The sequence below is a fragment of the Haemophilus parainfluenzae genome, from assembly GCF_900638025.1.
In the GTDB taxonomy this organism is placed as follows: domain Bacteria; phylum Pseudomonadota; class Gammaproteobacteria; order Enterobacterales; family Pasteurellaceae; genus Haemophilus_D; species Haemophilus_D parainfluenzae_J.
Genome location: NZ_LR134481.1, coordinates 1,234,887 through 1,261,037 on the forward strand (window position 1 = coordinate 1,234,887; position 26,151 = coordinate 1,261,037).

General features: G+C 39.8%; 19 protein-coding genes and 1 pseudogene. 14 read left to right on the forward strand and 6 right to left on the reverse strand.

Annotation, left to right across the window (positions count from 1 at the left end):
* The first annotated feature begins 14 nt into the window (after positions 1-14).
* Positions 15-2,150, forward strand: a complete 2,136-nt coding sequence (rlmKL, locus tag EL215_RS06380) for a bifunctional 23S rRNA (guanine(2069)-N(7))-methyltransferase RlmK/23S rRNA (guanine(2445)-N(2))-methyltransferase RlmL (RefSeq protein ID WP_126470951.1) — start codon at positions 15-17, stop codon at positions 2,148-2,150.
* A gap of 35 nt (positions 2,151-2,185) precedes the next feature.
* Here the strand turns inward: rlmKL and EL215_RS06385 are convergent, their stop codons facing one another.
* Entirely contained in the window at positions 2,186-4,090 is a 1,905-nt protein-coding gene (locus tag EL215_RS06385; RefSeq protein WP_126470953.1) for a monovalent cation:proton antiporter-2 (CPA2) family protein, read from the reverse strand.
* A 240-nt stretch (positions 4,091-4,330) separates the two neighbouring features.
* Here EL215_RS06385 and EL215_RS06390 point away from each other — a divergent pair, with 240 nt between their 5' ends.
* The 5 genes and pseudogenes from EL215_RS06390 to dcuC all read left to right on the forward strand — a co-directional run.
* Positions 4,331-4,783 carry a DUF441 domain-containing protein gene (locus EL215_RS06390; protein WP_126470955.1) on the forward strand — a complete coding sequence of 151 codons (453 nt, stop codon included), beginning with the start codon at positions 4,331-4,333 and terminating at the stop codon, positions 4,781-4,783.
* A complete protein-coding gene (locus tag EL215_RS06395) occupies positions 4,784-5,173 on the forward strand; it encodes a DUF423 domain-containing protein (protein ID WP_126470957.1) in 390 nt (129 codons plus the stop codon).
* Positions 5,170-9,081: an ATP-dependent RNA helicase HrpA gene (gene hrpA / locus EL215_RS06400; protein WP_126470959.1), complete on the forward strand. Its 3,912-nt coding sequence runs from the start codon at positions 5,170-5,172 to the stop codon at positions 9,079-9,081. Before EL215_RS06395 ends, hrpA begins: the two co-directional genes overlap by 4 nt.
* 84 nt (positions 9,082-9,165) lie before the next feature.
* Positions 9,166-10,077 carry a hypothetical protein gene (locus tag EL215_RS06405; RefSeq protein WP_126470961.1) on the forward strand — a complete coding sequence of 304 codons (912 nt, stop codon included), beginning with the start codon at positions 9,166-9,168 and terminating at the stop codon, positions 10,075-10,077.
* A gap of 228 nt (positions 10,078-10,305) precedes the next feature.
* Positions 10,306-10,530 (forward strand): annotated as a pseudogene (gene dcuC, locus EL215_RS06410) (anaerobic C4-dicarboxylate transporter DcuC); the annotation flags it as partial.
* Between the two features lie 54 nt (positions 10,531-10,584).
* On the opposite strand, the gene folK reads toward dcuC, so the two are convergent.
* From folK to dksA, 3 genes are all read right to left on the reverse strand, one after another.
* Positions 10,585-11,088 (reverse strand): 2-amino-4-hydroxy-6-hydroxymethyldihydropteridine diphosphokinase, encoded by a 504-nt coding sequence (gene folK, locus EL215_RS06415; RefSeq protein ID WP_126470963.1) that lies wholly within the window; start codon positions 11,086-11,088, stop codon positions 10,585-10,587.
* The gene (gene pcnB, locus EL215_RS06420; protein WP_420026295.1) at positions 11,088-12,380 is read right to left on the reverse strand and encodes a polynucleotide adenylyltransferase PcnB; all 1,293 of its coding nucleotides are present in this window, start codon (positions 12,378-12,380) and stop codon (positions 11,088-11,090) included. The genes folK and pcnB overlap by 1 nt, the downstream gene beginning before the upstream one ends.
* 301 nt (positions 12,381-12,681) lie before the next feature.
* Positions 12,682-13,119, reverse strand: coding sequence for an RNA polymerase-binding protein DksA (gene dksA, locus EL215_RS06425; protein ID WP_049355915.1), 438 nt, complete (start codon positions 13,117-13,119; stop codon positions 12,682-12,684).
* A 260-nt stretch (positions 13,120-13,379) separates the two neighbouring features.
* Between dksA and EL215_RS06430 the strand changes: the two genes are divergently transcribed.
* From EL215_RS06430 to EL215_RS06465, 8 genes are all read left to right on the forward strand, one after another.
* Entirely contained in the window at positions 13,380-15,782 is a 2,403-nt protein-coding gene (locus EL215_RS06430; RefSeq protein ID WP_164757060.1) for a DNA internalization-related competence protein ComEC/Rec2, read from the forward strand.
* Positions 15,783-15,819: 37 nt separating this feature from the next.
* On the forward strand, positions 15,820-17,583 hold the full coding sequence (msbA, locus tag EL215_RS06435) for a lipid A ABC transporter ATP-binding protein/permease MsbA (protein ID WP_126470967.1): 1,764 nt from the start codon (positions 15,820-15,822) through the stop codon (positions 17,581-17,583).
* 53 nt (positions 17,584-17,636) lie between these two features.
* A complete protein-coding gene (gene lpxK, locus EL215_RS06440) occupies positions 17,637-18,617 on the forward strand; it encodes a tetraacyldisaccharide 4'-kinase (RefSeq protein WP_126470969.1) in 981 nt (326 codons plus the stop codon).
* A gap of 17 nt (positions 18,618-18,634) precedes the next feature.
* Entirely contained in the window at positions 18,635-18,814 is a 180-nt protein-coding gene (locus tag EL215_RS06445) for a Trm112 family protein (RefSeq protein WP_049372406.1), read from the forward strand.
* A gap of 9 nt (positions 18,815-18,823) precedes the next feature.
* The gene (gene kdsB, locus EL215_RS06450; protein WP_126470971.1) at positions 18,824-19,591 is read left to right on the forward strand and encodes a 3-deoxy-manno-octulosonate cytidylyltransferase; all 768 of its coding nucleotides are present in this window, start codon (positions 18,824-18,826) and stop codon (positions 19,589-19,591) included.
* 97 nt (positions 19,592-19,688) lie between these two features.
* Positions 19,689-20,648: a hypothetical protein gene (locus tag EL215_RS06455; RefSeq protein ID WP_126470973.1), complete on the forward strand. Its 960-nt coding sequence runs from the start codon at positions 19,689-19,691 to the stop codon at positions 20,646-20,648.
* A 180-nt stretch (positions 20,649-20,828) separates the two neighbouring features.
* Positions 20,829-22,655 carry an excinuclease ABC subunit UvrC gene (uvrC, locus tag EL215_RS06460; protein ID WP_126470975.1) on the forward strand — a complete coding sequence of 609 codons (1,827 nt, stop codon included), beginning with the start codon at positions 20,829-20,831 and terminating at the stop codon, positions 22,653-22,655.
* Between the two features lie 69 nt (positions 22,656-22,724).
* On the forward strand, positions 22,725-23,444 hold the full coding sequence (locus EL215_RS06465) for a TerC family protein (RefSeq protein WP_126470977.1): 720 nt from the start codon (positions 22,725-22,727) through the stop codon (positions 23,442-23,444).
* 37 nt (positions 23,445-23,481) lie between these two features.
* On the opposite strand, the gene EL215_RS06470 is transcribed toward EL215_RS06465, so the two are convergent.
* Together EL215_RS06470 and EL215_RS06475 are read right to left on the reverse strand one after the other, a co-directional pair.
* Entirely contained in the window at positions 23,482-24,534 is a 1,053-nt protein-coding gene (locus EL215_RS06470) for an ABC transporter ATP-binding protein (protein WP_126470979.1), read from the reverse strand.
* 12 nt (positions 24,535-24,546) lie between these two features.
* Positions 24,547-26,067, reverse strand: a complete 1,521-nt coding sequence (locus EL215_RS06475; RefSeq protein WP_126470981.1) for an ABC transporter permease — start codon at positions 26,065-26,067, stop codon at positions 24,547-24,549.
* Between the last annotated feature and the right edge of the window lie 84 nt (positions 26,068-26,151).

Consider the following 26,151-nt stretch of genomic DNA (forward strand, 5'->3'; position numbering starts at 1 on the left):
TATCTAGAAAACACATGAAACAACTATTTGCCACAACGGCCCGTGGTTTTGAAGAACTCTTAAAAGTCGAACTGACAGAGCTTGGTGCAACGGAATGTAAAATCGCACAAGGCGGTGTACATTTTCAGGTTGATGATGAAACACTTTATCGCAGCTTATTATGGTCACGTTTGGCTTCGCGTATTTTGTTACCGATTGTAAATGGCAAGGTATATAGTGACTTAGACTTGTATTCAATTGTGACAGGGCAGGATTGGTTAAGTTATTTTGATGAAAAAGCCACATTTTTTGTTGATTTCAACGGGACAAACCAAGAAATTCGCCACACCCAATTTGGTGCGATGCGTGTGAAAGATGCCATTGTGGATTATTTTGAACGCCAAGGGAAAGCGCGTCCAAATGTAGATAAAGACTATCCAGATGTGCGAATTCATGTTTATTTGAATAAAGAAGAACTCGTCGTTTCACTCGATTTAAGTGGCGAAGCATTGCATTTACGTGGCTATCGTGAAGATACAGGCCAAGCGCCTTTACGTGAAACCTTAGCTGCTGCGATAGTGCTTCGTTCAGGTTGGAAAAAAGGGACACCATTAGTGGATCCAATGTGCGGCTCGGGTACGTTGTTAATCGAAGCTGCACAGATGGAAGCACAAATTGCACCGCAATTACATCGTTTACATTGGGGTTTTGATTGCTGGAAAGGGCATAATCAAGATGCTTGGGATAAGGTGAAAGTAGAAGCGGTACAGCAAGCTGAAACTTATTTTAATCAAAATCCAAAACCACATTTTTATGGCTTCGATCTCGATCATCGCGTACTGAAAAAAGCGCAAAAGAACGCACAGAATGCAGGCGTAGCACATTTAATTCAGTGGAAACAAGGTGATGTCGCTGCATTAAAAAATCCAAGTCCAGATGAAGTGGGAACAGTGATTTGTAACCCGCCTTACGGTGAGCGTTTAGGTACAACTCCTGCTTTGATTGCGCTATATTCAGTCTTTGGGCAACGTCTTAAAAGTGAATTTGGTGGTTGGAATGCATCGATTTTCAGTAGTGAATCTACGTTGCTTGATTGCTTGCGTATGCGTTCACATCGTCAATTTAAAGCGAAAAATGGTCCATTAGATTGTGCCCAAAAGAATTATCAAGTTTCTGAACGCAAAGAAAGTGCGGCTGAAAATCCGCTTGAATTTGACCGCACTTCAACGGTAGCGGTAGATTTTGCGAATCGTTTGCAGAAAAATATCAAGAAAATGGAAAAATGGGCGAAACAGCAAGGCCTTGATGCGTATCGTTTATATGATGCTGATTTACCGGAATATAACGTGGCAGTGGATCGTTATGGTGATCATATTGTGGTGCAAGAGTATGCCGCACCCAAAAATATTGATGAAAACAAAGCCCGTCAACGTTTATTGGATGCAGTGACTGCAACCTTGCAAGTCACCGGTATTGAAACCAATAAACTGATTTTGAAAGTGCGTCAAAAACAAAAAGGCACGAATCAATATGAAAAATTGGCCAATAAAGGCGAATATTTTTATGTGAATGAATACGGCGCTCAGCTTTGGGTGAATCTAACGGATTACTTGGATACAGGATTATTCTTAGATCATCGTTTAACCCGTAAAATGCTTGGTGAAATGGCAAAAGGCAAAGACTTTCTTAATCTTTTTGCTTATACCGGTTCGGCTACGGTGCATGCGGCATTAGGTGGGGCAAAATCGACGACGACCGTGGATATGTCGAATACCTATTTAAATTGGGCAGAACAAAACTTGATTTTAAATGATATCGAAGGCAAACAGCATAAGCTCATCCAGGCAGATTGTTTACAATGGCTAGAAAAATGCGAGCATCAGTTTGATTTAATTTTCGTGGATCCGCCAACATTCTCAAATTCTAAGCGTATGGAAGACAGTTGGGATGTACAACGTGATCACATCAAATTAATGCGTAATCTTAAGCGTATTTTACGTTCTAACGGCACCATTGTGTTCTCGAACAATAAACGTGGTTTTAAAATGGATTTTGATGCGTTAAATGAATTGGGGTTAAGTGCGGTCGAAATTTCAGCGAAAACCTTACCGCTTGATTTTGAGCGCAACAAGCAAATCCATAACTGCTGGATTGTGACAATGAAAGTCTAATAAAAAGCCCGATAATAATTTATCGGGCTTTTTTATTATTCGACTTCTTTTTGTTTCTCTGTTTCTGAATCATCATGAAGAAGGGGTTCAACCGCAGCTTCGTCATTGGAGTCATCTTCTTTTTCTAAAATCTCAGCCGTTTCTTCATTTAATGCTTCAGCATCACAATGTGGTTTAATGAACGGTTTTGGCATCCAGTATTTTCGGATAATGTCTGTTGAAAAGCCGTGTAAAACTTCTTCATTCAATCGTTCTTGATCTAAATAACGAACTTCAGCAATGATTTCGTTCGCTTCAATTTTATTAACACCTAGTTGCATTAATGCAGCATGACTGAGAGTGAGTGCGGATTCAAAAGTTTCACGTACAATAAAATCTACATCTTGTTTAATAAGATTAACCGTCGTTTTTCGATCATAAGTTCGAGCCAGAATAGGGAGTTTAGGATAAGCATCTTTCAGATTCTGAACAATATTTTCAATACGTTGTGTATCGTTAATCCCGATGACCACACATTTGGCCTTTTCAATTCCAGCTGCGCGTAATACATCGAGACGAATACCATCACCGTAATAAACTTTAAAACCAAATTTAGCTGCCGCACGAATGTTTTCGATGTTTCGGTCAATCACCGAGACGTTAATCCCACGAACAAGAAGTGCTTGACATACAATTTGGCTGAAACGCCCAAAACCAACCACGAGTACGCTATTTTCTAAATCCATAATTGGATCAAGATCACTGGTGTCTACTTTTTCGTCTTGATTTGCCAATTTTCGTTGAGTAAGTTTACGCATTAATAAACCAATTAATGGTGAGAATAACATTGAAATAATGACAGCTGCGGTAAAGGTGGCATTTTGATCTTTTGTCATCACGCCAGCAGTGGTCGCTGCAGAGAAGAGCACGAATGCAAATTCACCACCGTGTGCCATGATTGTCATTCGCCCAACTGATTCTGTCTGGTCAAGTTGCGTAATGCGTGCTACTGCGTAAACGGCTAAGGCCTTACCGATAATATAAAGACATACAATACCCAATAACCAAAGTGCATTGTGGAAGACTAAACTTAAGTCAAGTGACATTCCTACGCCCATAAAGAATAGCCCCAGCAATAAGCCACGGAATGGTTCAATATCCGCTTCTAGTTGGTGACGGAAAGCGGATTCAGAAAGCATTACACCCGCAACAAATGCGCCCATCGCCATAGAAAGGCCACTTGCTTCCATGGCTAATGCCGCACCTAACACCACAAGTAAGGCGGCAGCTGTCATCATCTCACGAATATGGGCTTTGGAAATCAAGCGGAAAATAGGGTTCATTAACCATTTACCCGCAACGACTAAACCGACAACGGCGCCGAGTGCAATAGCAATAGAGGTCCAGTTTGTTTGATGTTCAATATGTTTGGTTTCAGGCGTTAAAAAGGCAATAGAAGCCAATAATGGCACAATGGATAAATCTTCAAAAATTAAGGTAGAAATAACTCGTTGGCCTTTTGGTGTGTTCGTAATCCCGCGTTCTTCTAATACCTGCATCACAATAGCAGTAGAGGAGAGCGTAAAGCCCATACCCGCAATAAATGCGACTTCTTTAGGAAGATTTAAAATATAGATACCAGCAAAGGTAAGCAGAACACCACATAGACCTACTTGTAGAAAGCCCCGTCCGAAGATCGCTTTTCGCATGGCCCATAAACGTTCCGGATGCATCTCCAAACCGATAATAAATAAGAACATCACCACGCCCAGTTCGGCCATATGCAGAATCGATTCTGCATCTTTCACTACGCCGAAAACGGAAGGACCAATTAAACATCCCGCCACTAAATAACCCAACACGCTACCTAAGCCAATACGCTTAAAAAGCGGTACGATAGTGACACTGGTAGCAAGCAGGACAACAGTTTTAATTAATTCAGGGCTAACGACATTCGACATAGGGCAAAAAACCTTAGTAAAAACAGAGAGTATGAGAAGAAAGTTGACTTGTATTCTAGCCTTTTTTCACTAAATAAAAAACACAGAAAAGTAATAAATTGGTATAATTTGTAAAAAGTTTACATGTCAAGAGTAGTAAGTTTTTTATCCATCAGAATATTTCTTCTCCTTGATGTGGCGTTGTGAGTTAAGCACATTCTTCAAAAACTGATATTTTTTAGTATATTATTCAGAGGTATTATGACATTACAATTCAATATGATAGCGTTGTTATTGGTTTTCTTAATTGTTTTAGGTTTAATTAGCCAAAACAGCGCAATTACCATCTCAGCCGCCGTGCTGTTAATCATGCAGCAAACCTTATTATCCAAATACATTCCTATACTCGAACAATACGGTGTCAAAATCGGGATCATCATTTTAACGATTGGAGTGCTTGCACCGTTAGTGTCGGGAAAAATCCAACTGCCCGATCTTAGTTCATTTTTAAACTGGAAAATGGGTGTTTCTATTTTAATAGGGGTATTCGTCGCATGGCTTGCAGGTAAAGGCGTGCCATTAATGAGTGAACAACCTGTTTTGGTGACAGGATTATTAATTGGTACGATTATTGGCGTTTCTTTCTTAGGTGGAATCCCGGTAGGGCCTCTTATTGCTGCTGGTATTTTAGCGGTATTAATAGGAAAATTTTAAATGAAAAACAAATGGTTATTTATCGCGGGATTGAGCGGTTTTTTATGTGTGACGATTGGTGCTTTTGCGGCACATGGATTAAGCAAGGTTTTAGAACCTAAAGCGTTAGCGTGGATTGAAACGGGTGTGAAATATCAAATGTTCCACACCATTGCGATTTTAGCGATTGGCATTTTGCAATTATGCCGTGAATCATTGGTTGCAAACAAAATAGTTAATCTTGCTGCAGGGACTTGGGCGTACGGCATCCTTCTTTTTAGTGGAAGCCTTTATGCGCTTGCGCTTGGTGCAGGCAAATTCCTTGTTTGGGTGACACCGATTGGCGGAACGTTATTTTTAATTGGTTGGCTTTGTTTGGCTTACGGTGGTTTTAAAAGTAAATCGGTATGAAGAACAAATCAGTCAAACGTGAATTAAATCCGATACAACAATCTCTCTTTTCGAAACTCAAGAATATCATGCTGGTGGATCAACGTCGTTTATCCGCCCGCATTCATGGTATTGGAAAAATTAAAAGTCAAGAAGCTCAACAAGCTGTTGCCGCTGAAATTCAGCTGCAGATTGAACAGGCTCAATTACGTGTAGAAAATCGTAAAAGTGCGGTTAAAAAACCGATTGTTTTTCCAGAAAGCTTGCCCGTTAGCCAACGCAAAGCAGAAATCCAAAAACTGCTTTCTGAACATCAGGTCATTGTGGTGGCTGGTGAAACGGGATCGGGAAAAACAACTCAATTGCCAAAAATGTGTTTGGAATTAGGTTTCGGCGATCTGGGTATGATTGGTCATACTCAGCCTCGCCGTATTGCCGCTCGTTCGGTGGCGGCACGTATTGCAGAAGAACTGGAAACGGAGCTTGGCAGTTTAGTTGGTTATAAGGTTCGTTTTAACGATCAAATCAGTGATGATACGCAAATCAAGTTGATGACTGACGGGATTCTGCTGGCTGAAATTCAAACGGATCGTTTCCTCAATCAATATTCTTGCCTGATTATCGATGAAGCCCACGAACGTAGTCTAAATAATGATTTTATTCTTGGTTATTTGAAACAGCTGCTGCCACTTCGTCGTGATTTGAAACTTATCATCACTTCCGCGACCATTGATGTGGAACGCTTTTCCAAGCATTTTAACAATGCCCCGATTATTGAAGTCTCGGGCAGAACCTATCCTGTTGAAGTGCGTTATCGCCCCGTAGTGGAAGAAGACGACCAAGATCAGCTGCAAGGCATTCTCAATGCGGTGGATGAACTGCAAGCAGAAGGTCGGGGCGATATCTTGATCTTTCTGAACGGTGAGCGTGAAATTCGCGATACCGCCGAAGCTTTACAAAAACAAAATCTAAAACACACGGAAATTCTACCGCTCTTTGCACGCTTGTCTGCGCAAGAACAGAATAAAATTTTCCATCCGAGCGGATTAAATCGTATTGTGTTGGCGACCAACGTCGCAGAAACTTCATTGACCGTGCCGGGCATTAAATATGTGATTGACCCAGGTACAGCGCGTATTTCCCGTTATAGCTATCGCACCAAAGTACAACGTTTACCGATTGAACCCATTTCACAGGCATCTGCTAATCAGCGTAAAGGCCGTTGTGGTCGTGTGAGCGAAGGGATTTGTATTCGTTTATATTCGGAAGAGGATTTTAATTCTCGTCCAGAGTTTACCGATCCTGAAATTCTGCGCACCAATTTAGCCTCCGTTATTTTGCAAATGACAGCATTGGGTTTGGATGATATTGAAGCCTTCCCGTTTGTGGATGCCCCAGATAAACGCCATATTCAAGATGGGATAAAACTGTTGGAAGAATTGGGCGCATTTGAAATCGTTCGCACTAAAGCGGGCGAGAAACGTCAATTAACGGCTGCAGGTCGTCAATTATCTCAACTCCCTGTGGATCCACGTTTAGCGAAAATGTTGTTGAGTGCTGTCTCACAAGGTGCGTTGCATGAAGTGATGATTATTGTCGCCGCGTTATCCATTCAAGATCCTCGCGAGCGCCCACAAGAAAAACAACAAGCTTCCGATGAAAAACATCGTCGTTTTGCTGATAAAAAATCAGATTTCTTGGCGTTCTTAAATCTTTGGCGTTATCTACAAGAACAACAAAAAGAATTGAGTAAAAACCAATTTCGTCGTCAATGCCAAAAGAATTTCTTAAATTATTTACGTATTCGTGAATGGCAAGATATTTATCATCAAATTCGTTTAACTGTACGTGAAATGGGCTTGCCGATTAATTCAGAAAAAGCAGAATATCAACAAATTCATACCGCACTTTTAAGCGGTTTGCTTTCTCATATCGGTTTAAAAGAAGCGGAGAAACAACAATATCTTGGCGCACGTAATGCCCATTTTGCAATTTTCCCCAATTCTGTGCTTTTCAAAAAACAACCGAAATGGGTGATGGCGGCAGAGTTAGTGGAAACCTCCAAACTTTGGGGGCGCATGGTAGCGGAAATCGAGCCAGAATGGATCGAGCCACTTGCCGAGTATTTAATTAAAAAATCCTATTCAGAACCGCGTTGGTCAAAATCCCGTGGGGCGGTGATTGCAGATGAAAAAGTCACGCTTTACGGTGTGCCGATTGTGGCAGCGCGACCAGTGAATTACGGTGCTATCGATCCAACGGTAAGCCGCGAGATCTTTATTCAATCTGCCTTAGTGGAAGGGGATTGGCATACCAAGCATAAATTCTTCAAAGAAAATCAACGACTCGTTCGAGAAGTAGAAGAGTTGGAACACAAAAGCCGCCGCCGCGATATTTTGGTGGATGATCGCACACTTTTTGAATTTTACGATCAGCGTATTGGCACGGAAGTGGTTTCCCAAAAACATTTTGATACGTGGTGGAAAAAGGCGCAGCAAAAAGATCCGGAATTGCTTAATTTTGAACGTTCATTCTTGATTAATGATGATGCAGAGCAAGTGAGCAAGTTGGACTTCCCAAATTTCTGGCATCAAGGCAATTTAAAACTCAAACTGACTTATCAATTTGAACCAGGCACCGATGCGGATGGGGTGACCGTGCATATTCCGTTGCCATTGCTCAACCAAGTCGAAATGACAGGCTTTGACTGGCAAATTCCAGGCTTGCGTGAAGAATTGGTAATTGCGCTGATTAAATCTCTGCCGAAATCTTATCGCCGTAATTTTGTGCCTGCACCTAATTATGCCCAAGCCTTTTTAAGTCGTGCCGTGCCGTTGGAAAAACCGTTATTAGATACGCTGATTTATGAATTGCGTCGTATGACGGGTGTCACCGTAGAAGCGGAACATTGGAATTGGGAACAAATTCCAAGCCATTTGAAAATGACCTTCCGTGTGGTAGATGAAAACGGCAAGAAAATCGCAGAATCCATGAATTTGGATGAGCTGAAATTCAACTTAAAAGATCGTGTGCAAGAAAGTATTTCTGCTGTGGCAGATGATGGCATTGAGCAAAGCGGGCTGCATATTTGGAGCTTTGCAGATTTACCACAATGTTACGAACAAAAACAACGAGGTTTTAGCGTCAAAGCGTTTCCAGCCATTGTAGATGAAAAAGATGCCGTAGGTATCAAACTGTTTGAAACAGAGTTTGAGCAAGTGGTGGCGATGCAACAAGGTTTACGTCGTTTGTTATTACTCAATGTACCGTCACCGATTAAATATCTGCATGAAAAATTGCCGAATAAAGCCAAATTGGGGCTGTATTTTACCCCGTTTGGTCGTGTGTTGGATTTGATTGACGACTGTATTGCTTGTGCCGTAGATAAACTGATTGCCGATTTTGGCGGCTTTGTGTGGAACGAAGAAGGTTTTGATAAGCTACGGGATTTCGTGCGTGAAAACGTTAATGAAGTCACCGTGGATATTGCGCAAAAAGTGGAGCAGATCCTCACGCTCACACATCAGCTTAATCAACGCCTCAAAGGCAAAATGGATTTCACCATGGCATTTGCCCTGTCTGATATGAAAAGCCAAATCGCCGGTTTGATTTATCAAGGTTTTGTACAAAAAAGCGGCTACGCCCGCCTGCCGGATTTACAGCGCTATCTACAAGCCGTTGATAAACGTATTGATAAACTGGCTCAAGATGTGAATCGTGATCGTGCCGCGATGCTACGTGTAGAACAGGTGCAACAGGCTTACCAACAATTACTGGCTAAACTGCCTAAATCTAAACCGATTTCTGATGAAGTGGCAGAAATTCGCTATATGATCGAGGAATTGCGTGTGAGTTTATTTGCTCAGCAGTTAGGTACGAAGTACCAGGTGTCGGATAAGCGGGTTTTAGCTATAATCAATACCCAGTAAAGGACGTTATAGCTTCAATTAAAAAATAGACGAAAGAATTATTTGATTTATGATGGCGTAAATTTGAATATTTAAGGAGAAACGATGGCAGAAGTAACCAAGTGCGGTCAATTATTGAGTCATTTTCGTCATGGCATCAACATCTACAAAGTGACCAATAAACAAAAAGAAAGTGATGAGCGGGCAAAAAATACCGTAATTGAAAGCCTCATAAATCCCAGCATTTTACAGCGTTTTCATAAAGTTAATCATGAAGATATTACGAAGGAAAGTACAAAACACGATTTTTGTGGAATTTGGAAAATTAATGTTACGCGCAAAGTAAAATTTGAATTCAGTACGAAAAAAGAAGTAACTGTTTCATTAGAAAATCAATCAAAGATTTTAACGATGGAAGTCGGAGAAGCTCATTTCACAGTAAAAAATAATATAGTTACGGTCCCGGTTATTGAGAAAGGTGAGGAAGAATTGCATTTTGAGTATATATTTGAATATCCGGATAATATCATAGATAAAAAACTCAATAAGTATTTAGAGAAACATCAAGAAGCTATTATTAGTGCAAATATAGATAAAAAAATTGCAAAATGGAATAAAAGTTATTCGTTGGATCAAGTTATTGAAAAACTTTACGTAAAAGATGTTTTTGAATTTTTAGAAGAACGTATTTATGCAAAACCTTATGATGACAAAAATAAGAAAGATTACAAAATTCTGGATGAGGAATTAGAATTCAATGTTTCGCTTTATTTAATTCCGGTGATTTCAGTTTATTGCAAAATTAAAGACGAAGTGAAAATTTTTAATGTCGATGCGATTACACGTGAAATTCGCTCTCGTGTTCCCGAACCGATAAATCAGGATTTAATCGAAACTGTTAGTGATGGCTTGAGTGAGGGAGTGGCGTTGTTTTCACCGCATAAGTTGCTTGACGAACCAGTGAAAAAAGTGACTAAAAAAACTATCATCGGATTAAGCAAACTTTTTAGGAAATAATCTGATTCTCCCGTAATGGCGCAAGCGTCTACATTTGTGCTTATTGTTAAAGCGAGGACGCTTGAACCATCGCTCTGTTTTAAAAAAGTGCGGTTGTTTTCTCAAACGTTTTTTATTAACTGCAAAAATTTAATTAAAATCAACCGCACTTTATCCCCAAAATTCTTTTTGTGATCTATCTCAAATTTTCGTATTGAACTGATTTACAACAGCCAATTCAATCGCTAATTAGCCACACAAATGGGCGTCAACCCAGCGTTCTTAACCATTCCAATGTTACAAGCCTCTAACTTAGGTCGTGGTTTATCACCAGTTTCTGGCGTGGTTTTGGCGGTATCCGGTATGGGAAAAATCTCACCATTTGAAATCGTAAAACGTATGTCTGTCCCAATGTTGGTTGGTTTTATTTGTGTGATTATCGGCACTGAAATCTTTGTTTCCGTTGCCGCCTAATTTGATAGATAAAAAAGAAGGGCTGATAGTAAATATCAGCCCTTTTGTTTTGAGTTAAGCGCGGTCAATTTTCTCGCTGTTTTTGATTTTATGCATTTGATGATTTTCAAACGCTTTCACCAAATCTGCGACTTTTTCGCCTTCCGGTAAAACCAAATCTTGCGCGATATCATTAAGCGGCACAATCACAAATTCTCGGTTTTTCATATCGTAATGAGGAACCGTTAAGCGTTCATTTTGAATGATTTGATCACCATAAAGCAGAATATCCAAATCCAGTGTACGCTCACCCCAACGACGTAAACGCACGCGACCTTGTTCATTTTCGATACGTTGCAATTCATCGAGCAAGGCTAAAGGTGGGCGAGTGGTTTCAATCATCGCCACTGCATTCACATAATCAGGTTGATCCTGCGGGCCTAATGGTTTGCTTTGATAAAATCCACTGACAGATTTTAATTCGGTATTAGGCAGCGAAGAAATTGCCTCTAATGCCGAATTTAATTGTTCTGTCGGCGTATTTAAATTGCTGCCAAGGGCGATATACACTTGAACCATTAGTTAGCCGCCTTAGGTTTACGTCTGCGGTAATATTTTTTCTTCGGCGCTGGATGCAATTTTTGTTGTTCTTGAACCAACTGGCGACGTTGTTCTTGATTGCTCAGTTGGTACTCATGCCACCATTTTGCCAATTCAACGGTTTCACCACCTTCCACTTCAGCACGCATCGCCAATAAATCAAAGGCTGCACGGAATTTTTGATGTTCCATCGTGCGAGCAGGGTGAGAACCGGTGCGTTTAAGCAATTGTAATTGCAACATCCAAATATCACGAATGACAGAGGTGTGACGACGAGGTGCAGCTAATGATCGGCATAATTGATCAAGTACTTCATTTCCCGCAAGGGCATAAGCATCGTGATTGTTTAAACCACCTTCATTTTTTAGCACATCCACTTTTTCGCGTAATGGATACCAGAAGAATGCCGCAAATAAAAAGGCAGGATTAATGCGTAATTTGTCGGCAATACGTTCATCAGTTGAATTTAACGAAGTTAAAATCATACGTTCCGCAAGGCTGTCTTCTTTTTCGGTGAAATAAGGTGTTAAGCTTGGGAAAAGCTGTTCAAATAAGCCGTATTGGCGAAGTAATTTATAGGTTTTTACGCCATTGCCAGACTGCAATAATTTTAAGCTTTCATCGAATAAACGCGCCGGTGGAATATTTTTCAGCAATGGTGCAAGCTCACGAATGGGCTGTTCACTTGGTTTTTCCAAGAACATATCCAATTTCGCCATAAAGCGAACAGAGCGCAGCATACGCACAGGATCTTCTTGATAACGGGTCACTGGATCGCCAATCAGACGTAATTTACCGTTTTTCAGGTCATCAATTCCGTTGAAGTAATCACGCAACGTATTATCTTGCGGATTGTAGTAAAGGGCGTTTACGGTAAAGTCACGGCGCTCCGCATCTTGTTCAATGGTGCCATACACGTTATCACGTAATAACATCCCTTCATCACTTTGTTTGGCTTGATTTTCGCTGCGTGCATCGGAATGGTTAGCACGGAATGTGGCCACTTCGATCACATCGCGTCCAAACATAATATGCGCAAGACGGAAACGACGACCAACTAAACGGCATTGACGTTGGAATACCGCTTGAATTTGGTCGGGACGTGCATTCGTTGCCACATCAAAATCTTTTGGATGTTTACCCAACAATAAATCACGCAAACAACCACCCACGATATAAGCGTCATAACCTTGACGTTGCAATTTTTCTACCACGGTAATGGCATTACGGCTAAACATACGAGGATTAATGCCAAAATCAGAGGCTTTCACGCTATGTTTGTCGTGACGATGCGCTTGGTTGTTGCTTTTTTTGTGGTGAGAAGAGGATGGGGCGATCTTTGGGTGTGAACGCTCTATTTTTGAAACGTTTGATTTTTTGGTTTTTTGCGCCGTTTTTTGGGCAGACGAATTTATATTGGTTTCAGTTTCTTTTTTAGTTTTTTTACCAAATAAATTTTTTATATACGTAAGAATAATTTACTCCATTCTCTATGTTAAATACGCATTTGATAAAAACAGGAAAAGTGCGGTTGTTTTTGACCGCACTTTTTTCGCAGGATATTTGAAAAAATTAACCAGCAACTTGTTTTTCTCGAATTTCAGCGAGAGTTTTGCAATCAATACAAAGATCAGCAGTAGGACGCGCTTCTAAGCGACGAATGCCAATTTCTTCTCCGCAAGAATCACAATAACCGAAGTCATCAGTGTCTAATTTTTTTAATGTGTATTCAATCTTCTTCATTAATTTTCGTTCACGATCGCGGTTACGTAATTCCAGACTGAATTCTTCTTCTTGCGTAGCTCGGTCGGCAGGATCAGGAAAGTTTGATGCTTCATCTTGCATATGAGCAACGGTTCTTGATGCTTCTTCTACAATTTGCTCGTGCCATGCAGTTAAAATTTTTCTGAAATGAAGAATTTGATCTTCATTCATGTATTCTTCATCAGGCTTTAGTTGATAGGGTTTAACACCTGCTAAATCTAGCAAACTTAGAGACGCCTTAGACATAATAACTCCTAATTGTGGTACAGATTTTTACTACTTCCTGTCTTGTTGTTGTGATGGGTTCTCATCATTAAAAAATAGTTGAGATCAGCCCCCTGTTATTTTGAGGGCGATATAAATAGCAGAACTTCATCTATTTAGCAAATAAATTTAGCTGCAAAGTTTCAAATTTGCGATCAGGATCGCAAAAAACAGTATATTCATTTGCTTATCAGCAAGGTGAAGGTTAGGTTGTCTTACGTTTTGCTATAAATAACCGCTAAATGAAAATTACATTATTTCAAATGTGCATTATGCTCATTTGCTCTGCTTTATCTTTGCTTATTGTGCCAGATTTTTTTCTGTTTACTTGGCAGCAGGCAAAGGTGGGAATTTTAATGTTGGTTATGATTGTATTTTGTTGTCATTGGTTTAGCTATTTTACAGTTAGAAATTTTTGCATAAATGCTATCTTATTTTTGCTTACTTTAGCTTATACGCATTCACAAGCCTTATCGTTATTGACTCAAGCAGAAAAAATCTCCAGTTTACCAACTAAAATCACATTAGATCTCCATATCTCAGAAATTCTTCATCAGCAAGATTATCAAACATTGGTTGCTACGACGTCTTTATTTGATAAGGAAGAACAACGGCTTTTTATTAATTGGAGAGCACCAGAAAAACCGCAACTTGGTGAAATTTGGCGGGCGGATGTAAAGCTTCGTCCTATTTCGGCGAGATTAAATCACGGTGGGTTTGATCGACAACAATGGTATTTTTCCAAGAGGATTATTGCCGTAGGAAATGTGAAAAGTGCGGTCAAAATTGGGGAGGATTTTTCTTACCGTACATATTTTCTACAGAATAGTCTCAGGCAGACGGAAGGACTTTCTTTGCAAGGTTTACTTATCGCATTGGCATTTGGTGAGCGGGCTTGGCTGGATAATAAAACGTGGCTAATTTATCAACAAACGAATACGGCCCATTTGATTGCGATTTCAGGCCTCCATATCGGTTTAGCAATGGGTATAGGTTTTTTCTTTGCTCGATTATTGCAACTCGCACTGCCTACACGCTTTATTTCGTCCTGGTTTCCGTTTTGCTTTGGTGTGTTGATTGCTTTAGGTTATGCCTATTTAGCTGGATTTAGTTTACCGACCTTTCGTGCAATGATGGCATTGCTTTTTATTGCAATCCTTCAATTTTCGCGACGATATTACACGCCGTTGCAAATGCTGTGTTTAGTCGTGGCATTTTTGTTGTTTTGCGATCCGCTAATGCCGCTTTCGGTGAGCTTTTGGCTTTCAATTGGTGCTGTTACCTGCCTGATTGTGTGGTATCGATATGTTCCCTTATCAATCATTGAATGGCGACATCAAAAATTATCTAACAAAGTGCGGTGGATTTTAGGCTTGTTTCATTTGCAGTTAGGGCTGCTAATTTTATTCACGCCCATTCAGCTTTTCTTTTTTAATGGCTTAGCATTAAATGGATTCTTAGCGAATTTAATCGCAGTGCCCTTGTATAGTTTCTTACTTGTGCCATTGATTCTCTTTGCGGTGTTGACCAATGGTGTATTTTCTTCTTGGCATCTTGCAAATGTGATTGCTCAAGGGATAACGCAATGTCTCCGTGTTTTCCAAGGATCGCATGTTCCGATTTCAATTAATTTATCCCTCATTTTGACCGCACTTTTAAGCCTTATTTTTAGCGGAATGTTAGGTAGATTGTATTTTTCATCTCAAGCTCAAACAAAAAATACACCGTTAAAATCCAGTCAATTTTTCACACTAAATAGCACAAAAATTTTACCGCCAGACAATTATCGAAAAGCACTTTTAGGCATCATTTTTATTTTTTGTGTTTGTATTGGTTCGCTTGGCTATCGTTATTTCACTAAACCCAAATGGCAGTTAGATACGTTAGATGTTGGACAAGGTTTAGCAACCTTAATTGTGAAAGAGGGGAAAGGGGTGTTGTATGACACAGGGCCTGCTTGGCAGAGTGGAATAGGTGGCTCTTCTATGGCGGAATTAGAGATATTACCTTATCTTCAACGGGAAGGCATTGAACTTGAAACCTTGATTTTAAGCCATGATGATAATGATCATTCAGGCGGTGCTAAAGCGATTTTAGCCACATATCCAGAGATTGAACTGATTACACCTTCTCGTAAAAACTATGGCGAAACGCACCGCACTTTTTGCCTTCAGGGGAAACAATGGCAGTGGCGAGGGCTTGATTTTAAAGTTCTTTCACCAACACAAATAACAGATAGGGCGGAGAATCCCCAATCTTGCGTAATTTTACTAACGGATGGACAGTATCAGATCCTTTTAACCGGTGATGCGGATGTAGCAACAGAAAGAGTCTTTGCCGAAAACTTAGGCAAAATTAATGTGTTACAGGTAGGACATCATGGTAGTAAAACTTCAACAGGCGAGATTTTACTGTTACAGACAAAACCGGATATGGCCTTAATTTCAAGTGGACGATGGAATGCGTGGAATTTTCCTCATCCAACAGTCATTGAACGATTAAATCGTTATCAAAGTGCGGTCGAAAATACCGCTATTTCAGGGCATATAAGGTTAAATTTTACTGAAAAGGGCATTGAAATTGAAAAGGCGAGAGGAGATTTTTCACCTTGGTTTGTCCGTGTAATTGGATTATCCCCGAAATAACAGGTACAATGCAGCCAATTTTTATTAAGATAATGTGATGCAAGAACAAACTATGCAAGATAAAGATTTCTCAACCTCGCAAACTTTTAAGCGTTTATGGCCGATGATTTCACCTTTTAAATCAGGTTTATTTGTCGCTGCCGTCGCTCTCGTTTTTAATGCATTAGCTGATTCTGGCCTGATTTATATGCTTAAACCGTTGCTCGATGATGGTTTTGGGAAAGCAGATCATTCTTTCTTGAAAATGATGGCATTTGTTGTGGTTGGTATGATTATATTGCGTGGGGTGACCAACTTTGTCTCTACTTATTGCCTGGCGTGGGTATCTGGTAAAGTGGTGATGATTATGCGCCGCCGTTTGTTTAAACATTTGATGTTTATGCCGGTAAGTTTCTTTGATCGTAATTCAACAGGAAAATTGCTTTCTCGTATTACTTACGATTCAGAAATGATTGCTAATTCTTCCTCTAATTCATTAGTGACCATTGTACGTGAGGGTGCCTATTTAATTTCATTGCTCGTCGTGATGTTCTACACTAGTTGGGAACTGACTTTGGTTCTTTTTGTCATTGGACCAATTATTGCGGTGCTTATTCGCGTTGTATCGAAGATCTTCCGTAAGCTTAGTAAAAACATGCAAGATTCTATGGGGGAATTAACCTCTGCGACGGAACAAATGCTAAAAGGGCATAAAGTGGTGCTTTCTTTTGGTGGGCAATTAGTGGAAGAAGAACGTTTCGATAAAGTGAGTAACGATATGCGTCGTAAAGGCATGAAAATGGTGACGGCCGATGCGATTTCTGATCCTGTTGTGCAAGTGATTGCTTCTTTGGCGTTAGCCGCCGTGCTTTATTTGGCAACCACACCATTAATTGCGGATGATAATTTAACTGCAGGTTCTTTTACAGTCGTCTTCTCTTCCATGTTAGCGATGATGCGTCCGTTAAAATCTTTGACGAATGTGAACTCACAATTCCAACGCGGTATGGCGGCTTGTCAGACATTATTTGCGATCTTAAATTTGGAAACAGAGAAAGATAATGGTACATATAAAGCCGAACCCGCAAAAGGTGATTTAGAATTTAAAAACGTAAGTTTTGCTTATGAGAGTAAGGAAGAGAAAGCTTTAAATAATATCTCTTTTAATGTTCCTGCCGGCAAAACTGTGGCATTAGTGGGGCGTTCAGGTTCGGGTAAATCAACCATTGCTAATTTAGTCACACGCTTCTACGATATTGATGAAGGTGAAATTTTATTAGATGGCGTGAGGATTCAAGATTATCGTTTATCTAATTTACGTGAGAATTGTTCTGTTGTTTCTCAACAAGTGCATTTATTTAATGATACGATTGCCAATAATATTGCCTATGCGGCAGAAGATAAATACAGCCGTGAGCAAATTATCGAAGCAGCAAAAGCGGCTTATGCCCTAGAGTTTATCGAGAAACTTCCACAAGGTTTTGATACCGTTATTGGTGAGAATGGCGCAAGTCTTTCTGGTGGTCAACGTCAGCGTTTAGCCATTGCTCGTGCGCTATTACGTAATTCACCTGTTTTAATTTTAGATGAAGCGACTTCTGCTCTCGATACCGAATCTGAACGTGCGATTCAGTCTGCATTAGAAGAACTGAAAAAAGATCGTACGGTATTGGTTATTGCGCATCGTTTATCAACCATTGAAAATGCCGATGAAATCTTAGTTATTGAACACGGTGAAATTAAAGAACGTGGTACGCATCAAGATTTATTAGAGCTTGATGGTGCGTATAAACAATTACACAGTATGCAGTTTAGCGGATAAAATAATAAGGGCGAGCCAATGTGTTCGCCCAAAATCAATATAGGATAAATGAAATGCCTTTTTGGTACTCTAATTCAAAGCTAGCTTGGTTGCTCCTTCCTTTTTCACTGCTATTTTGGTTGATTAGCCAAATTCGCCGGGCATTATTTTCCCTGAATATCTTATCCTCTTATAAATCTCCGAAACCGGTCATTATTGTCGGCAATCTTTCTGTCGGTGGAAATGGTAAAACCCCTGTCGTTGTCTGGTTAGCTGAAACGTTACAACAACAAGGATTACGTATAGGCGTGATTTCTCGTGGCTATGGTAGCCAATCCAAAACCTATCCTTTACTTGTCACACCAGAAACTGACCCCATTCAAGGGGGCGATGAACCTGTTTTAATCGCCAAAAGAACAGGTGTGCCTGTGGTGATTTCACCAAATCGTCAACAAGCTATTGAATTACTTTTGAAAACACTGGATTGCGATCTGATTATTTCCGATGATGGATTACAACATTATAAGTTGCAACGTGATATTGAAATAGTGGTGATGGATGCAGAACGCGCTTTAGGGAACGGCTTTGTGCTACCTGCAGGACCTTTGCGTGAATTGCCAAGTCGTTTAAAAAATGTGGACTTTGTGATTACTAATGGCGGAAAAAATGCTTATTCTGATGCCATTATGCAATTAGTTCCTCATTATGCCATTAATTTAGTGACGGCAGAAAAACGCTTGTTAAGTGAGTTTACCCAAGGTTCAGCTATCGCGGGAATTGGTAACCCACAGCGTTTTTTCACGATGTTGGAAAATTTAAATATTCGTTTAGAAAATACGAAAGCTTTTCAAGATCACCAGCATTTCGAGCCACAATTTTTAGAAAAACTCGCAGAAAATCAACCGCTCTTTATGACCGAAAAGGATGCCGTAAAATGCCAAGCTTTTGCTAAAGAGAATTGGTGGTATATTCCTGTTGATGCGGAGATTGTGGAGGCTGAAAATCAAGGCCAAAAACTTCCACAATTGTGGGAAAAAATCCGTCATTTGGTTTAACTTTACTCGAGTGAAATATGCGTGAAAAACTCAATCCTCGATTATTAGACGTGATCGCTTGCCCGCGATGTTTGGCAAGATTGAAATACGATCAAGAAAATCAACGGCTCATTTGCCCTTTTGAGCAAGTGGCGTATCCTATTGAAAACGGCGTGCCGGTTTTGTTGGCAGAAAAAGCCGAAACACTGAAAGAATAAGGAATGATTATGTCATTTACAGTTATTATCCCTGCTCGTTTTGCATCGAGTCGCTTACCAGGTAAACCTTTAGCTGATATTGCCGGTAAACCCATGATTCAACATGTTTTTGAGAAAGCTCAACAATCAGGCGCGAGCCGAGTCATTATTGCGACAGATAACGAACAAGTTGAAAAGGCAGCAAAAGCTTTTGGGGCAGAAGTGTGTATGACATCAGAAGCACATAATTCTGGTACTGAGCGTTTAGCGGAAGTAGTGAGTAAGCTTGGTATTGCTGATGATGAAATTATTGTAAACATCCAAGGGGATGAGCCGCTAATTCCTCCCGTTATTGTGAGTCAAGTGGCAGAGAATTTAGCGAAATTTAATGTGAATATGGCGACGCTTGCAGTGAAAATTCACGAAGCGGAAGAGTTATTTAACCCAAATGCGGTGAAAGTTGTTACGGATAAAGATGGCTACGTTTTATATTTTTCCCGTTCAGTGATTCCTTACGATCGTGATCAATTTATGCAATTAGCGGATACCTCCAAGGCGCAATTGGCTGATGCGTATCTTCGTCATATTGGTATTTATGCTTATCGTGCAGGCTTTATTAAACAATATGTGCAATGGGCACCAACGCAGTTAGAAAACTTAGAGAAATTAGAGCAACTCCGTGTATTGTGGTACGGTGAGCGTATTCACGTAGAATTGGCAAAAGAAGTCCCGGCTGTTGGTGTGGATACAGTAGAAGATTTAGAAAAAGTAAGGACTCTTCTAAAATCTATCACTTGATGTACTTTGAATAAATCAGATGCTATTTAAATAAATTTTTCGCTGAAAAAATGTCTGCTATATGATATGAACTATATTGAAGAGAGATAACAAGAATATGAAAAAATTTAACTTATTGATGACATGTCTCTGTATGACTCAGATACCCCAACTTGCTCAAGCAGAAGAACGGGAAAATACTTGGGTTGATAAACAACATATTAATGTTAAAACAACCTTAAATAGTTGGGCACAAAATATTGATAGCTGGATAAGTGATCCTGATGTGGATCATCCCGCAAGGGCAAGATTACGTGTAATGATGGATAGCCAATGGAATCATTATGACCATTTTTCATTTAAACCGCGGGTTCGTGGTAAAATTCGTTTACCGAGTTTGAAAAAACGACTAAGTTTAGTATTTGGGGATGAAGATTTGGAAAACCAGGCTAGTGATAAAAACCATGTCGGCAATGTGTATAAAAAACCATTAGACGACAATAAAAGTTACAATCGTAGTCAGGCACGTAACGATAATGCTTCTATTGGTTTACGCTGGTCTGATGGTATTAAAAAATTAGGTATTGATACTCATCTGGATCTTGGTATTCGCTCAGGAGCGGATGTTTATGTTCGCTTTAAAGGTGAAAAAGGATGGCAGATCAATGATGATCTTGCGACTAGGCTAGAACAAATTTACCGTTATGGCAGCAATAGTAAACATTACGTTCGTACTAATTTTGAAACAACTTATAGCCGTTCAGTAAACACATTTATCGGCGACAACTTATACCTGCAATATGAGCATGACATCGACGAAGATATTTCATGGGGAAATAGTATTTATCAACAGCATGATTTTGCAAATGATAAACGCTTAAGTTACGGTATTTTTATCGGTGGTGATTTAGATCATAATAAATTTGATATAAACCAATACGGACCATTTATAAGCTGGCGTCAGCCAATTTGGCGAAAATGGCTGTTTATTCAACCTGAACTAAATTACTATAATGACCGAAGTCAGGATCGTAATCATCATCTTGGTGCATTTGTACGATTAGAAGCAATTTTCTAGCAATAATAACATTAACTATTATGGAGTCATATGTCATGAAATGATAAATTGACTCTTTCTTGTAGAGATTGAATTGGTTGTTCTTACAATATTCTTTCAGTGTTGAATTGTTAAACTCAGTATAATTTATAGTGAATTTTCTTGAGGTTATGGATTCATCTTATTTCAAAAATCTTATTCATGTTTGATTCCAAAAAGTTTCTCTCCGATGTTTCTCATAAACCTGGTGTGTATCGTATGTATGACGATAAAGATCAGGTTATTTATGTGGGTAAAGCGAAAGATCTTAAAAAGCGCCTTTCCAGCTATTTCCGAAAAAACTTAAGCAGCAAAAAAACAGAAGCCTTGGTGTCGTCAATTCATCATATTGATACGACGATTACCTCTTCAGAAACAGAAGCATTATTGCTTGAGCATAATTTCATTAAGCTTTATCAACCTCGTTATAACGTATTATTGCGAGATGATAAATCCTATCCTTTTATTTTATTGACGAAAGAACGTCATCCTCGTATAACTTCTTATCGTGGAACGAAAAAAATTGCAGGCGAGTATTTCGGACCTTATCCTCATGCGGGTGCCGTGCGTGAAACCTTGTCGTTAATGCAAAAATTATTCCCTGTTCGTCAATGTGAAAATTCGGTTTATAACAATCGTTCCCGCCCTTGTTTGCAATATCAAATCGGGCGTTGTTCTGCACCTTGTGTGGCAGGTTATGTGAGCGATGAAGAATATAACCAACAAGTAGAATTAGCACGATTATTTTTGCAAGGAAAAGATCAGCAAGTATTAGATTATCTCATTGGTAAAATGGAGCAGGCGAGCCGAGATTTAGATTTTGAAGGAGCTGCACGTTATCGTGATCAAATTCAAGCGGTTCGTGCGGTTATCGAAAAACAATTTGTTTCCAATGAACGTTTGGACGATATGGATATTATGTCTATTGCGTATCAACATGGTTTAGCTTGTGTTCAAGTGATGTTTATTCGTCAAGGTAAAGTATTAGGCAATCGCAGCTATTTTCCGAAAGTACCCGCTAATACAGATTTATCTGAATTAACAGCCACTTTTGTTGGGCAGTTTTATTTACAAGGTCATCAGGGCAGAAGTATTCCTAATAGTATTATTGTGGATCATAAATTAGATGAAAAAGCGGAGCTTGAGGCCTTATTAACTGAACAAGCTGGCCGAAAAGTGGTGATACAAGAATCCGCTAAAGGTGATAAAGGTAAATATCTACAACTCGCACAAATTAATGCCAAAGCGGCTTTAGCGACTCAACTTAAACAATCTTCCAGAATGCATGAACGTTATCAGGCGCTTTGTGAATTGCTCGATATGCCTGAAATTAAACGTATGGAATGTTTTGATATTAGTCATACGATGGGGAATCAAACCGTCGCATCTTGCGTGGTATTTAATCAAGAAGGCCCACTGAAATCAGATTATCGCCGTTTTAATATTGAAGGCATTACTGGTGGCGATGATTATGCCGCGATGGAGCAAGCCTTAAAGAAACGTTACGACCGCGATCTTGAGGAAGATAAAATCCCCGATATTATTTTTATTGATGGTGGTAAAGGGCAGCTTAATCGTGCCTTAGCGGTTTTTCATCACCTCAACGTAAAATGGGATAAAAATCGACCGCACTTAATTGGTGTGGCAAAAGGAGTGGATCGTCGAGCAGGACAAGAGGTGTTGATTATCAGCAAACAAGATCGTGAAATCCATTTGCCGGATGATAGTCTTGCGCTGCATTTAATCCAACATATTCGAGATGAAAGCCATAATCATGCGATTAGCGGTCATCGTCAAAAACGCCAAAAAGCCTTTACCCAAAGTGGATTGGAAACCATTGAAGGGGTGGGCGCTAAACGACGTCAAGCCTTGCTGAAATATTTAGGGGGATTGCAAGGTGTGAAAAATGCCACGTTGGATGAGATCGCCTCTGTACCCGGTATTTCTAAAGCGTTAGCAGAAAAGATTTTCGAGACCTTAAAAAGTTAGGAAAAACCTTGATTTTCTATGCGAACTGTCTATGATCCAACCTTTCGGATTTTATTATAGGAACATATTATGTTTGAATGGCTTGTTGATCCTGAAGCATGGATTTCATTGCTTACTTTGACCGCACTTGAAATCGTCTTGGGTATCGATAACATTATTTTTATTAGTATTTTAGTGGGACGTTTACCGGCGAATCAACGCCAATCTGGTCGCATTATCGGTCTTGGATTAGCGATGATTACCCGTATTTTACTTCTTGTTTCCCTTTCTTGGATGATGAAATTAACGGAGCCTCTATTCACTTTAGTTGGTCAGGAAATTTCAGGCCGTGATTTGATTTTATTCGTTGGGGGCTTATTCCTGATTGTGAAAAGTACAGGTGAAATCAAAGAAGCGATGCATCCTGAAGCACATCATGAAGAAGAGAATAACAAGAAGAAAGTCAGTTATTTGGGGGTATTAATCCAAATTGCGATTTTAGATATCGTATTTTCTTTAGACTCTGTCATCACAGCTGTAGGGATGGCAAATCACCTTCCAGTGATGATATTGGCAATTATGATTGCAGTAGGTGTAATGATGTTTGCGGCCAAACCAATTGGTGATTTTGTTGATACCCATCCAACATTAAAGATTTTAGCCTTAGCCTTCTTAATTTTGGTTGGCGTAAGTTTAATGGCTGAAAGTTTGGATATTCATATTCCAAAAGGCTACATTTACTTTGCAATGGGCTTCTCAGCAGTAGTTGAAATGCTCAACATCAAAATGCGAAAATCACTTGGTCATTAAATCATATAAAAAGGCGGAACAATGTGTTCCGCCTTTTTTAGTCATTATAGAACACGCCTTTCCCATATAAATACAGCGTGACTTGTTCGCCAGTATGATATTCGTTAATGAGCTCTTCATTGATATTCAATTCATAACCGCTAACATCAATACAAATATTGATAGCTCGTCCTCTTGATTCAATCCGTTTAATCTCACCGTTAAAAGAAGCGCTCGGATCTTGGATTTTTTTCGCAAGAGAGAATTGCTCTGGGCGAAATAGAACTTTACCTTGCGTATGGCTATTTCCTTTATTTTCGATGGCAATTTCACCTAATTGACAGGTCGCGATGCCTTCGTTTTTTAATATTGCAGGAAGAATAATGTTTTCCCCAATAAATTTAGCAATAGACAAATACTGAGGTGACCAATAGAGCGTTTTAGGTGTCGCAATCTGGAGAATTTTCCCTTCTTGAATCACTGCAATTTTATCCGCATGGCATAGCGCTTCATCACGATCATGGGTCACGAATACGGCAGCGGAACCACTTTCTCTTAATACTTGCAACATATCGTAACGAATTTGATTTCTTAGATGTTCATCTAATGCACTAAATGGCTCATCAAACAGGATTAACTCAGGGCTTGGTGCAAGAGCTCGAGCAAGTGCAACACGTTGCTGTTGACCACCAGAAAGCTGATGAGGGAAACGGTCAGCTAAACTGCTAATGCCCGTCAGTTTCATCACTTCCTGTATGCGTTGTTTTTCCTCTTCAGTTTTCCCTTTACCATCGCCTAAGCCATAAGCAATATTGCGGTAAACATTTAAATGAGGGAATAATACGCCTTCTTGTACCACATAGCCTAATTTGCGTTGCTGAGTTGGCACATTGAGATTTTCTTTAAAAATAGGTTGATTCTTTAACCAAATCTCCCCACTTGTAGGTTGTTCAAAACCAGCAATGCTACGCAATAAGGTTGTCTTCCCACAACCAGATGCACCAAGAAGAAAGAGAATTTCACCTTTCTTTAATTGTAGAGAGATGTTATGTAGAACCTGGTGCCCATTAAAGGATTTATTTAAATTTTTAATATCGAGTAATATTGTCATTTTTATCTTTCGTTATTTAAAACCGTATCGTTTCAGTAAAAATACAGGAATCCCTGAAAATAGCACTAACATAATGGCATAAGGGGTAGCGGCCGCATATTGCGCATCGGACGTATATTCCCACACCGCAGTTGAAAGCGTTTTAATATCATTTGGGGTCAGCAATAGGGTCGCGGTGAGTTCTTTCATTAAGTTTAAGAACACTAAAGCAAAGGCGGCTGCAATCCCTGGCAACATGGCTGGAATAACTAAGGTACGGAAAATATAAAAGTTGCTACGGCCTAAACTTTGTCCTACCTTTTCAATGTTGCTAGACATTTGTTCAAGTGAGCTACGCAAGGTCGTTTGTGCCATTGGAAGATAAAGCATAAAGTAGGCGACGATAACCATGGCAAAGGTTTGATAAAGGGAATACGCATAGTTGATGGTAAAGAAAACTAACGATAATGCGATAACAAGCCCTGGCACAGCATGAAGTAGATAAGGGATTCGATCAAGCCAAATTGTTAATTTACTGCGATAGCGTACTGCGGCCCATACCAACGGCAAAGCACAGATAACGGTAAGTGCTGCACCAAGGATAGATATGGTCAATGAATTTGTGAAGGCGGTAAAAAATTCTCCAAAATCGACCGCACTTTTAATAGAGCTTCCTACTTTTAGCCAATAAATCAGCATAGTAATCGGCACACCAATACTGAGCATAAAAATGGTTGTAAAGAAGCCCACGATTAAAATTTGTTTTCCTACGGATAGCGTTTTCAACGGATAGGGACGTATTACACCTTTGCCGCTTTGATAGAGCGTTTGTGTGCCTCTAAAACGAATTTCACCCATCACAACAAGGATACAGATCACCATTAACACACCAGAAAGTAAGGCAGCGGTGTTGTTATTAAAGGCCATTTCATATTCTTGGAAAATAGCTGTGGTGAAGGTTTGATAATTTAAAATAGAAACTGCCCCAAACTCTACCAACATATGAAGCGCAATTAATAATATGCTGCTACCGATGGCGGGTTTGAGTTGTGGAAAAATCGCATGCCAAAATGTGTAAGCATGGCTTTTAGCCAATGAAAGGCTCACTTCTTCTAAAGAGCGGTCAAGTCTTTTTAAGGTAGCAGCGACGGGAAGATAGGCAAGCGGGAAAGAACTTAGCGTCATAATCCCAATCGTTCCCCAAAAGCCTTCCACTTTAAAAGTGAGACTGATCCAAGTAAAACAACTCACAAAAGCGGGGATACAAAGGGGGAGCGTCATGGCGACTTGGAAAAAGCCTTTTCCCCAGAAGCGATAACGTTCCAATAAAAAAGCACATGCCGTGCCGAGGACAATGGCAAAAAGCGTGACAAATACCATTAAAAGTAAGGTATTACTGAGCAATTCCCACATTCTTGGACGCCAAAGTAATTCAATGCTGCGAGCCAATCCGACATTTGCTGCTCGCTCAATAACATATAAAAAAGGGAGTAATAATGGCAAACTAATCAGCACGATTAAGGCAATAAGCCAGCGAGGTGGGCGATTAGACACAGAAAAATCCTTTAAAATATTAGTGTAAAATAAGTAGAGTAAATAACAGAAGGGCGTGTATTACACGCCCTATATTGCATAGCA

Excerpts from the sequence above, each read along its gene's own strand:
- kdsB (WP_126470971.1), top strand. The coding sequence starts at position 18,824 with ATGTCATTTACAGTTATTATCCCTGCTCGTTTTGCATCGAGTCGCTTA.
- EL215_RS06455 (WP_126470973.1), top strand. The coding sequence starts at position 19,689 with ATGAAAAAATTTAACTTATTGATGACATGTCTCTGTATGACTCAGATA.
- EL215_RS06390 (WP_126470955.1), top strand. The coding sequence starts at position 4,331 with ATGACATTACAATTCAATATGATAGCGTTGTTATTGGTTTTCTTAATT.
- uvrC (WP_126470975.1), top strand. The coding sequence starts at position 20,829 with ATGTTTGATTCCAAAAAGTTTCTCTCCGATGTTTCTCATAAACCTGGT.
- EL215_RS06470 (WP_126470979.1), bottom strand. The coding sequence starts at position 24,534 with ATGACAATATTACTCGATATTAAAAATTTAAATAAATCCTTTAATGGG.
- EL215_RS06385 (WP_126470953.1), bottom strand. The coding sequence starts at position 4,090 with ATGTCGAATGTCGTTAGCCCTGAATTAATTAAAACTGTTGTCCTGCTT.
- rlmKL (WP_126470951.1), top strand. The coding sequence starts at position 15 with ATGAAACAACTATTTGCCACAACGGCCCGTGGTTTTGAAGAACTCTTA.
- EL215_RS06445 (WP_049372406.1), top strand. The coding sequence starts at position 18,635 with ATGCGTGAAAAACTCAATCCTCGATTATTAGACGTGATCGCTTGCCCG.
- dksA (WP_049355915.1), bottom strand. The coding sequence starts at position 13,119 with ATGTCTAAGGCGTCTCTAAGTTTGCTAGATTTAGCAGGTGTTAAACCC.
- hrpA (WP_126470959.1), top strand. The coding sequence starts at position 5,170 with ATGAAGAACAAATCAGTCAAACGTGAATTAAATCCGATACAACAATCT.
- folK (WP_126470963.1), bottom strand. The coding sequence starts at position 11,088 with ATGGTTCAAGTGTATATCGCCCTTGGCAGCAATTTAAATACGCCGACA.
- EL215_RS06395 (WP_126470957.1), top strand. The coding sequence starts at position 4,784 with ATGAAAAACAAATGGTTATTTATCGCGGGATTGAGCGGTTTTTTATGT.
- EL215_RS06465 (WP_126470977.1), top strand. The coding sequence starts at position 22,725 with ATGTTTGAATGGCTTGTTGATCCTGAAGCATGGATTTCATTGCTTACT.
- msbA (WP_126470967.1), top strand. The coding sequence starts at position 15,820 with ATGCAAGAACAAACTATGCAAGATAAAGATTTCTCAACCTCGCAAACT.
- EL215_RS06430 (WP_164757060.1), top strand. The coding sequence starts at position 13,380 with ATGAAAATTACATTATTTCAAATGTGCATTATGCTCATTTGCTCTGCT.
- EL215_RS06405 (WP_126470961.1), top strand. The coding sequence starts at position 9,166 with ATGGCAGAAGTAACCAAGTGCGGTCAATTATTGAGTCATTTTCGTCAT.
- lpxK (WP_126470969.1), top strand. The coding sequence starts at position 17,637 with ATGCCTTTTTGGTACTCTAATTCAAAGCTAGCTTGGTTGCTCCTTCCT.